Source organism: Candidatus Parvarchaeota archaeon, from assembly GCA_016866895.1.
In the GTDB taxonomy this organism is placed as follows: Archaea; Micrarchaeota; Micrarchaeia; order Anstonellales; family VGKX01; genus VGKX01.
In genome coordinates this window covers 1-7,175 of the sequence record VGKX01000048.1, presented here as the reverse complement: position 1 = coordinate 7,175, position 7,175 = coordinate 1, and the positions used below count along the sequence as shown (strand labels likewise).

At 50.4% G+C, this 7,175-nt stretch carries 12 protein-coding genes and 1 tRNA gene; all 13 read left to right on the top strand.

The window, feature by feature from the left end; genetic code table 11:
• The first annotated feature begins 289 nt into the window (after positions 1-289).
• Positions 290-688, top strand: a complete 399-nt coding sequence (locus FJZ26_02830) for a hypothetical protein (protein ID MBM3229342.1) — start codon at positions 290-292, stop codon at positions 686-688.
• 9 nt (positions 689-697) lie between these two features.
• Entirely contained in the window at positions 698-1,279 is a 582-nt protein-coding gene (locus FJZ26_02825) for a cytidylate kinase (protein ID MBM3229341.1), read from the top strand.
• A 29-nt stretch (positions 1,280-1,308) separates the two neighbouring features.
• Positions 1,309-1,527, top strand: a complete 219-nt coding sequence (locus FJZ26_02820; GenBank protein MBM3229340.1) for a 50S ribosomal protein L14e — start codon at positions 1,309-1,311, stop codon at positions 1,525-1,527.
• A gap of 47 nt (positions 1,528-1,574) precedes the next feature.
• The gene (locus tag FJZ26_02815; protein ID MBM3229339.1) at positions 1,575-2,531 is read left to right on the top strand and encodes an RNA-guided pseudouridylation complex pseudouridine synthase subunit Cbf5; all 957 of its coding nucleotides are present in this window, start codon (positions 1,575-1,577) and stop codon (positions 2,529-2,531) included.
• A 334-nt stretch (positions 2,532-2,865) separates the two neighbouring features.
• Positions 2,866-3,498, top strand: a complete 633-nt coding sequence (locus FJZ26_02810; GenBank protein MBM3229338.1) for a 30S ribosomal protein S13 — start codon at positions 2,866-2,868, stop codon at positions 3,496-3,498.
• A 9-nt stretch (positions 3,499-3,507) separates the two neighbouring features.
• Entirely contained in the window at positions 3,508-4,071 is a 564-nt protein-coding gene (locus FJZ26_02805) for a 30S ribosomal protein S4 (protein ID MBM3229337.1), read from the top strand.
• Between the two features lie 42 nt (positions 4,072-4,113).
• Positions 4,114-4,659, top strand: coding sequence for a 30S ribosomal protein S11 (locus tag FJZ26_02800; GenBank protein MBM3229336.1), 546 nt, complete (start codon positions 4,114-4,116; stop codon positions 4,657-4,659).
• A 42-nt stretch (positions 4,660-4,701) separates the two neighbouring features.
• A complete protein-coding gene (locus FJZ26_02795; protein ID MBM3229335.1) occupies positions 4,702-5,283 on the top strand; it encodes a DNA-directed RNA polymerase subunit D in 582 nt (193 codons plus the stop codon).
• A 48-nt stretch (positions 5,284-5,331) separates the two neighbouring features.
• Positions 5,332-5,416 (top strand) — tRNA-Leu (locus FJZ26_02790).
• A 109-nt stretch (positions 5,417-5,525) separates the two neighbouring features.
• A complete protein-coding gene (locus FJZ26_02785; protein ID MBM3229334.1) occupies positions 5,526-5,876 on the top strand; it encodes a 50S ribosomal protein L18e in 351 nt (116 codons plus the stop codon).
• Positions 5,877-5,907: 31 nt separating this feature from the next.
• Positions 5,908-6,321, top strand: coding sequence for a 50S ribosomal protein L13 (rplM, locus tag FJZ26_02780; protein MBM3229333.1), 414 nt, complete (start codon positions 5,908-5,910; stop codon positions 6,319-6,321).
• 42 nt (positions 6,322-6,363) lie between these two features.
• A complete protein-coding gene (gene rpsI / locus FJZ26_02775) occupies positions 6,364-6,801 on the top strand; it encodes a 30S ribosomal protein S9 (GenBank protein MBM3229332.1) in 438 nt (145 codons plus the stop codon).
• A gap of 44 nt (positions 6,802-6,845) precedes the next feature.
• Positions 6,846-7,043, top strand: coding sequence for a DNA-directed RNA polymerase subunit N (locus FJZ26_02770; protein ID MBM3229331.1), 198 nt, complete (start codon positions 6,846-6,848; stop codon positions 7,041-7,043).
• The last annotated feature ends 132 nt before the right edge of the window (positions 7,044-7,175 follow it).

Sequence of the window (7,175 nt, the reverse complement as noted above, 5' to 3'; positions counted from 1 at the left end):
CAATTGGCGCAGGAGGGGCATTTGCAACTAACACTTCAGGATTTTTGTACGGAGAGGGGGCCGAAGAACACTGGGAGAAAATGGCCGTCGGGGGGGCGCAATTTCCGGTGCAATCGGACAAGCAGAGATATTTAAAAGGCCAGCAGGCGATAATTATAGCTGATACATCTGGCATCCAGGGTATTGAAAAGTCTGTTTTTGCCACGGTTGACAACGGCTACAGGTTCTCATACACATTGCCATTCAAGATACCGCTTCTTGAGGTGCAGCGGCTTGCCGACGTGCAAGGATGGTTCATATTCTGCACTTTTGTGTTTGCGCTTCTGGTGAATCCGATAATGTCAAGGGCATTTCCGCAGTTGGGGTGAAAATGATGACAGTTCCAAAAAACAGGTCAAATTCGGTCAGGAAAATCAAGGTTCGCGGTGCAAAAGGCATGCGCATCCACTACAGGAGAAGGGTAAAGGGCACCAGGCACTATTGCGCCTTGTGCTGCGCAAGCCTGGCAGGGACATCCTCCCAAAAAGGATTGGCTGCAAGCAAGCGCACGCCAAGCCGCAAGTTTGCCGGGCACCTGTGCCATGCCTGCGCAATGCAGGCAATAAAACTGTCGGCCAGGGTTTCACAGGGGATTCTGGATATAAGCAGCGTTGACATACAGATGAGAAAATACATAAGCAAGGCATGAGCTAACCTCTTGTACACGGCGAGAAATGGTGGGAAGTTGATAATAGCCATATCGGGAAAGTCCGGTGCAGGGAAGAACTCCGTAGGCGAAGAGGTGGCAAGGCTGCTTGGCTACAAAGTCGTCAGTTTTTCATTCAAGCAGGAAGCGCAAAAAGCAGGCTTTGGGCTCATGGAATACCAAAAGCTGGCTTCCAAGGACAAAAGCATTGACACGGACCTTGACAGGCGGATAGCAGCCGAAGCTTCTGCAGGAAACTGCGTTGTTGTCACCTGGCTTGGGCCCTGGGTCGTCAAGGATGCTGACTTGAGGGTATGGCTTGAGGCCGACGACGCAACACGGGCAATGAGGATTGCAAACAGGGACAAGATGGGTGCCAAGCAAGCACTTGAGCATGTGAAAAAAAGGGATGCCGACAACCGTGAAAGGTACCTGAAGCTTTATGGGATAGACATTGACGACAGGTCGATATTTGGCCTGCAGCTCAATTCAAGTGTCATGACGATAGGGCAGATGGCCACAACGATTGTTGACGCCGCAGAAAGCATGGAAAAAAGGCCGGGAAAACATGAAGCCCCGGCAAATGTAAAATAAACAGGATTTGTTTTGAAAAGGTGAGATTTATGCCGGCAATTGAAGTAGGCAGGGTATGCATTAAGACTGCTGGAAGGCGGAGTGGAAAAAAGGCAGTTGTGATCAAAATAATGGACAGGAATTTTGTTCAGGTGCTTGTGCAAGGCTCAAAAAAGCAGGCAAGGTGCTCAATAAGGCATCTTGAGCCGACGCAAAAGGTCCTGTCAGACACAAGCGACGCGGCCATAGGCAAGGAACTCTCCGCATGACGGCTTGCCTTGCATAAAACGAAAAATGGGGCAAGGAAAGTGGAGCAATGATAACCAAGCCGCACCAGCAGACAGACCCGGCGTTTGGAAAACCACCGCAGCAGCGAAGTGTTGAGCAGCTGCTTGAGTGCGGAATTGTTTATGTTGACAAGCCGTGCGGGCACTCGAGCCATGAGATTAGTGCGTATGTGAAAAAAATCCTCGGAGCCGGAAAGGCGGGCCATCCCGGGACGCTTGACCCCGAAGTTTCTGGGGTTCTTCCGGTTGGGATAGGCACTGGAACCCGCATAATCGGACATCTGGCCCATGACAAAAAAGAGTATGTTGGAATAATGCGCACAAAAAAATGCATTGATGCAAAATCCATATCAAAATTGTTTGAAAAATTTACCGGCACCATTAAGCAAATCCCGCCAAAAATGTCGGCGGTGAGAAAGAGAATGCGGGATAGGAAGGTTTATTACCTTAATCTGGCAGAATATGAGGTTAACGACTACCTATTTCAAGTAGGGTGCCAGGCTGGCACATATATCAGAACCTTGTGTTCTGACATGGGAAAAGAAATCGGCGGCGCGCAGCTTCATGAGCTTCGCCGTATTTCCGTTGGCAATATCACGGAGCAGGATTGCTGCACGCTGCAGCTGCTTAGTGACGCTTATTGGGAGTACCGGCAGCATGGCAGGGAAGATGCGATAAGGGCCCTTGTAAGGACCCCCGAATCGGTGATTGGCGCAAAATCGGTAGTCGTCAAAGACTCCGCGGTTGACTCGGTTTGCAGCGGCGCCGCCCTTTGCGTTCCGGGTGTTGCCGCAGCCGACGAGGGCATAATGGCCGGGGAAGAGGTTGCCATCAAGACCCTCAAAGGTGAATTGGTGGGCTTTGGGATTGCCTCGATGGCAAGCAGCCAGATTTTGCACAATTCTGCAGGAGTCGCCGTGAGGACAGACTCAGTGGTTATGAAGAAGGGTATTTACCCAAAAGCCTGCGGGGCGATGAAAAAATAAATGCAAAGGAAATGCGCGAGAATGCGATGGCATTGGTTTGCCGGGATCGCATAACCTGGTAGTGCGTACGCCTGGAAGGAAATGTCGGGGATTGGAAGCAAAGCGCCGATTAGCCAGCCAGCGTATTCCCGCAAGGGATTATGGGTTCAAATCCCATTCCCGGCGTCATGATTGAAACTGAGAGAGTGGAATAAAGGCAGGCAGGGCGTGAATAACGATTCAAAGCGTTGGTGAGGAAATGGCGGAAAACAAGCAGGAAAAAACTGAACAGAAAGCGCAGGAAGCCCCAAAGATGTCCAAGTCAAAGGGAAGGCCGCAGGAAAAACAGATGGCCATGCCAACTGTTGCCCCTTCAGGCAGGGAGCTCAAGGGCATTGTCAGGATTTCAGGAAAGGACATGAGGGGAAACACGCCGCTTTCTGTTGCAATCACAAAAGTCAAGGGCATTGGATTCAACAGCGGCAGGCCGCTTGCAAAAGCAGTATTGGATGCACTTAAGATGCCCCCAACCACGCTGATTGGCGAGCTTACTGAGCAGGAGATGCAAGCTCTTGAAAACGTAATTACGCACCCGATGGATTTTGGGCTGCCAGCATATTTGCTGAACAGGAGGAAGGACAGGATAAGCGGGGCAAACAGGCACCTGATTGGAACTGACCTGACATTTGCAATTGCACAGGACATTGAGCACGAAAAGGAGATTTATACCTGGAAGGGCTACAGGCACGCTTATGGCCAAAAAGTAAGGGGCCAACACTCCAGGACAACAGGAAGGACCGGCATGTCGGTAGGTGTGCTTAGAAAGTCTGTCATGGCAAAGATGGGAGGCGCAGCGGCTGCGCCCGGTGCAGCGGCACCTGGAGCGGCTGCGCCAGCAACACAGGCCGGAGCGGCTGCAAAACCAGCTGCCCCTAAAGCTACGGCTGCGCCAAGTCCGGCAGCTGCAAAGCAAGAGCCTAAAAAATAAGGTGAAACAATGGGAGACCCGAGAAAACTGAAAAGCAAGCATGAAACCCCAAGGAAGATTTGGGATGAAACGCGCATTAAGGAAGAGTCAAAGCTGATAGGAGAATACGGGCTTAAAAACACCAGGGAACTTTGGGTTGCGCTGGCTTCCCTAAAGCAGCTGAGGCGTGAGGCTCGAAGGCTTCTTTCGCTTGGAGGAGAGGGACAGAAAAATTCACAGCAGGTTCTCCTCAAACTCCAGAGGCTTGGCATTGGAAAGGATGTTACAAGCGCAGAGCAGATACTTACGCTTACAGTGAGGGACTTTTTGGAGCGAAGGCTGCAGACAAGGGTGCTCAAGCTGGGGCTGGCAAGAAGCGCAAAGCAGGCAAGGCAGCTGATTACCCACGGGTTTATCGCAGTCAACGGAAGGAGGACTACGGCCCCAAGTTATATGATTCCAAAGTCACTTGAGGCAAGCATAGCGCTTTACAAAAAAATTGACATAACCCCAAGGGGCAATGAGCAAAAGGCTGCGGCACAAAAGCAGCCGGAGCAAGCGCAGCAGGAACCAGCACAGCCACAGGCAGCATGAGAAAGTCAGGACGTGAAATGGAAAATTTGAAAGGTGAACATTATGGTCGCAAAGCAAGATGCAAAAGAGACCGCAGTAGTGGCAAAGGATGTGGCAGTGGCTGAAACAACAGTCCAGAAAAAGGAGCCGGTGGCGCAAGCTGCGGCTCCGGCCCAAACCCAGGCAGCAGTACAGCAGCCTGAAAGGCCAGCATACAGGCCGCGGGAAATGAGATGGGCAGTGGCTCACGTCTATTCTTCAAAGAACGATACCATAATTACAGTCACGGACATATCTGGCGCCGAGACTGTTGCAAAGGGCTCAGGCGGCATGATGGTCAAGGCCGACAGGGAGGAGGGAAAACCTTATGCGGCAATACAGGCTGCCTCAAAGGTCGTCAACGAGCTGAAAAACCGAGGCATCAACGGAGTTCATATTTACATACGGGCGCCTGGCGGCCACGGGGTCAAGACTCCCGGCGCAGGAGCGCAGGCAGTGGTAAGATCTATTGCAAGGATGGGCATAAGGATTGGCAAGATTGAAGATGTAACGCCTATTCCAACTGACACGACAAAAAGGCCTGGCGGCAACAGAGGCAGAAGGGTTTAGGGTTGGAGCTTTGCCTGGACAAATTATTTTGGAGGGTCTTGCATGAAAGTCACGATAAAAAAGGAAACTGAAAAAACCCTGGAATTTGAATTGCAGGAGTCGACAGTGTCGTTTGCAAACATGGTGCGAAGGATTGCAATAGGTCAGGTGCCTGTGTACGCGATAAAAAGCGTTGTCGTATACGAAAACCGCTCAACAATGTTTGACGAGTATCTTGCAAACAGGCTTGGGCTCATACCGCTGACAACACCACAAAAAGTAAAGGAAGAGGAGGTCCTCTTCTCGCTTGACGCCACCGGCCCGTGCACTGTTTATTCCAAGGACATGAAAAATTATGACGACAGCGTCAAAGTCGCAAACACAAAAATTCCAATCCTGAAGCTCGATGAGGGCCAGAGCATTAGGGTTGAATGCAAGGCATCGGCAGGGACAGGCAGGGAGCATTCGCGCCACCAGCCAGGCCTTGTGGCATATAACCAGGTAAGCGAGGGTGAATTTGCATTCAAAGTAGAGACTTTCGCGCAGATGCCTGCCCGCGAGATGATGGCAAGGGCCGCGCAAATCGCAAACGACAAATGCAACCAGTTGCTGGAGCTTGTAGTGGAGGCGGGAAAGAAAGATTGATGTGGTTTGAGCTTCCTAAAGCAAGAAGCGCGTTGGCTGCATATTCTTGCAGGGGTGGCAGAGCTTGGTCAAATGCGCCAGCTTGAGGGGCTGGTGACTTAGGTCTACGAGGGTTCAAATCCCTTCCCCTGCATGGTTTCCCCGAAATCTCAAGATTCAAGTCAGTTCATTTGAGGCAATAGGAGAAAATTCGGGGCAAGAAAAAAAGAAGACAGAATAGTGTTATTTATCTGGTGAGGAATATGAAAAAAGGACCTGAAAACATAGAATTGGTAACGCTTGTAAAGGAGCTCTCAAAGGCTTCTGTTGCTCCGATATATAAGATGGTTGCCCATGAATTGTCTGCGCCAAAAAGGAAAAGGGCCGCGGTAAACATAGGGAAGCTGTCGCACCTTACTGACGCCGGCGAGACTGTTTTGGTTCCAGGAAAAGTCTTAAGCTCCGGAACGCTAAAGCATAAGATAACGGTTGCCGCGTTTTCATTTTCAGGGGCCGCAAAGGCTGCGATTGAAAGCGTGGGGGGAAGGATGCTTACAATAGGGCAGCTGCTCAAGGAGAACCCAAAGGGCACAGGCGTGGCGATTATCAAGTAAAGCCGAAAGTTCAACAGCAGAGGATGATAGCATGAAAACAATTGACGGGACAAACCTGATTATGGGAAGGCTTTGCGCACAGGTTGCAAAGGAGCTTCTAAAGGGGGAAAAGGTTGCGATAACCAACCCCGACAAGATTGTGATTTCAGGAAGCCTTGCATACCTGACTGAAAAATACTCGCAGAGAAGGACTATCAAGAACAAGGCAAACCCGATGCACAAGCCAAAATGGCCCAGGCTTCCAAACCTGATGCTTCGCAAGGTGATTAGCGGCATGCTGCCAAAAAAAACCTCACGTGGCAAGGCTGCCATGAAAAACCTGAAGGTATACCCTGCAGGCATGAGCCTTGGCGATGCACAGACCGTCAAGGGCATTGACGGGTCGATGCTGGAAAGGTCGACAACGCTTGGGCAGGTTTGCAGAAGGCTTGGATGGAACGCTTAAGCGCACGGATAACTGCGCGAAGAAAGTTTATAGGGTGGATTTATGGTCGCAAAAACAACAAAGGCAAAAAAGCAAAAAATTACAAGCTGGCAGGCAAGGGGCAAAAGAAAGGAGGCTGTTGCAAGGGCAACGATTGCCAAAGGCTCAGGAAAAATATACCTAAACAGATATTCAATAACAACAATTGAGGACCCGCACATGCAGGCTCTAATATGCAAGCCAGTAAGAATAGCCGGCCAGGCAGCAAACAACATAGACATCAAGGTAAATGTTTTTGGCGGCGGCCAGATGGGCCAGGCGCAGGCGGCCGCAACCGCAATTGCAAGGGCAATACTCAAGTACTCCAATGACGACCCTTCCTTGAAAGCCAAATACTCGGAATACGACAGGAGCCTTGTTGTTGAGGACTCAAGGCGTGTGGAGCCAAAGAAGTACAAGGGGCCAAAGGCAAGGGCAAGGTTCCAAAAATCATACAGATAAATAATTTTCTGCAGCTGACAAGCCTTATGGAGTGTGGTGGTTGTATGTTCTTCCCGATAAGATGTTTCACATGCGGCTCGGTGATTGCCGACTTGCACGAGGATTATGACAGGAAGGTCAAGGAGGGGCAAAACCCGGCAAGGGCGCTTGACGACCTTGGGGTTGAAAGATACTGCTGCAGGCGCATGTTCATTGCGCACGTGGACGTTGTTGACAAGATAATTAAATACAACAAGCTTTGAAAAAATCAAAATCAGCTTTACGGTAGTTATATGGCAACAGGAATAGGCGATTTGGAAGGCGCACTTGCAAGTTTTTGCGAAGGCACCAAACAGATTATGCTTTCCGTCTCCGTAGTGTCCTTTGCGGTGGCA

Coding starts and splice junctions, on each gene's coding strand:
- FJZ26_02805 (MBM3229337.1), top strand. CDS start 3,508: ATGGGAGACCCGAGAAAACTGAAAAGCAAGCATGAAACCCCAAGGAAG.
- FJZ26_02810 (MBM3229338.1), top strand. CDS start 2,866: ATGCCAACTGTTGCCCCTTCAGGCAGGGAGCTCAAGGGCATTGTCAGG.
- FJZ26_02770 (MBM3229331.1), top strand. CDS start 6,846: ATGTTCTTCCCGATAAGATGTTTCACATGCGGCTCGGTGATTGCCGAC.
- FJZ26_02830 (MBM3229342.1), top strand. CDS start 290: ATGGTTCATATTCTGCACTTTTGTGTTTGCGCTTCTGGTGAATCCGAT.
- FJZ26_02815 (MBM3229339.1), top strand. CDS start 1,575: ATGATAACCAAGCCGCACCAGCAGACAGACCCGGCGTTTGGAAAACCA.
- FJZ26_02820 (MBM3229340.1), top strand. CDS start 1,309: ATGCCGGCAATTGAAGTAGGCAGGGTATGCATTAAGACTGCTGGAAGG.
- rplM (MBM3229333.1), top strand. CDS start 5,908: ATGAAAACAATTGACGGGACAAACCTGATTATGGGAAGGCTTTGCGCA.
- rpsI (MBM3229332.1), top strand. CDS start 6,364: ATGGTCGCAAAAACAACAAAGGCAAAAAAGCAAAAAATTACAAGCTGG.
- FJZ26_02800 (MBM3229336.1), top strand. CDS start 4,114: ATGGTCGCAAAGCAAGATGCAAAAGAGACCGCAGTAGTGGCAAAGGAT.
- FJZ26_02785 (MBM3229334.1), top strand. CDS start 5,526: ATGAAAAAAGGACCTGAAAACATAGAATTGGTAACGCTTGTAAAGGAG.
- FJZ26_02795 (MBM3229335.1), top strand. CDS start 4,702: ATGAAAGTCACGATAAAAAAGGAAACTGAAAAAACCCTGGAATTTGAA.